The sequence below is a fragment of the Chloroflexota bacterium genome (genome assembly GCA_015478725.1).
Lineage (GTDB): Bacteria > Chloroflexota > Limnocylindria > Limnocylindrales > CSP1-4 > C-114.
In genome coordinates this window covers 1-1,451 of sequence record JADMIG010000113.1, presented here as the reverse complement: position 1 = coordinate 1,451, position 1,451 = coordinate 1, and the positions used below count along the sequence as shown (strand labels likewise).

Genomic DNA, 1,451 nt, shown 5'->3' with positions numbered 1-1,451 from the left:
GCGTCGCGGGTCTCGATGTGGTCGAGCGGGCGGAGGATCGGGTCGCGCCGGTAGCCGAGGCCGTGACGGAGCATCCACTGGATCTCGCCGATCCAGATCGTCACCCGGGCAAGCTCGGCGGCATACGCGTTGAGCTCGATGCCGAGGACCGCCTCGGGGCCGATCCGCGGGACCTCCATCGGGGTCCGCAGGACGAGCGAGCCCCAGTGGATCGCCTCGTATTCGAGGTCCTTGAGCGCCCCCAGGGTGACGAAGAGGAAGTTCCCGCTGCCGCACGCCGGGTCGAGCACCCGGACCGCCCGCAGCCGGTCGAGGAACGAGCGGAACACGGCGCCCGGGTCCTGCTCGGGTCGCGTCGCGCGCGTCACCTTGCGGCCGGCGAGGACGAGCTCGGTGACCCGCGCCTGCATCGCCGCGTACTCGCGACGGAGCGGCCGGATCACGACCGGCTCGACGAGCTGCCAGATCGCCGCTCGATCGGTGTAGTGGGCACCGAGCTGGGCGCGCTGGGCGGGGTCGAGACCGCGCTCGAAGAGCGTCCCGAAGATCGCCGGCTCGATGAGCGCCCAGTTGAGGTTGCTCACCTCGAGGAGGGTGTTGATCTCCGAGCCGCTGAGGGGCAGGACGTCCGCCGAGTCGAACAGGCCGCCGTTGAACCAGGGGACCTCCTCCGCCCCGAACATTCCGCCGCCGTGCGACATCCGGGCGAACAGCTCACCGAGCGCCTCGGTGAAGAGGGAGGAGCGTCCCTTCGTCGCCGCGGCGAGCCGCGAGAGGACGCCCTTGGGGAGGAGTCCCGCATCCTCGGCGAAGAGGCAGAAGAGGATCCGGTTGAGGAAGTGGGCGACGACGGTCGGCTCGTGGCCGCGCGCCCGGAGGGCCTGGGCGAGCTCGGCGAACGTCCGCGCCGCCGCCTCGGTGATCTGCGCCGGCTCGAAGGTCGGGCGGAGCTCCTCGGGGGCGGTGAAGATCGCCCGCAGGATCGCGAGCGCCGCCGAGGGATCGGGCCGCGCGAGTTCGTCGAGGGTGACGATCCTCGTGACCGGCGAGAGGCCGGTGAAGTTTGTCCAGACCTCGATCCGCTCGAGATCGCAGACGACGAGGAGCGGCGGGTTCTCGAGCGCGTCGCGGTACCCGTTGAGCTGGCGGTACGCGGCCCGCAGATCCTTGTTCTTGCCCTTGTACTCCCAGGCGAAGAAGCCGCGCTTCCAGACATCGGCGTAGCCGTCACCGCCGCCGAGCTTGCTGGCCCCCTTCTCGAACGCGTACCACGACCCCGACGGATCGGCGTCGCTCGGGGTCGGCTCGCCGAGCATTGCGCACAGGTCGCTGAAGTGGGACTGCGCGGAGGCGCGCTCGCCGGTTGTCACGCCACGCCATTTCGTGGCGAACTCGTAGGGCGTCATCGGCGCGGCGGGTCAGGGGTCTCCATCTGCGCCGAGGATAGCGGC

The 1,451-nt window shown here is 70.8% G+C and carries 1 protein-coding gene; it reads right to left on the bottom strand.

The window, feature by feature from the left end; translation table 11 throughout:
- On the bottom strand, positions 1–1,406 hold a 1,406-nt coding region (locus IVW53_16000; GenBank protein ID MBF6607066.1), incomplete at its 3' end, for a class I SAM-dependent DNA methyltransferase.
- Between the last annotated feature and the right edge of the window lie 45 nt (positions 1,407–1,451).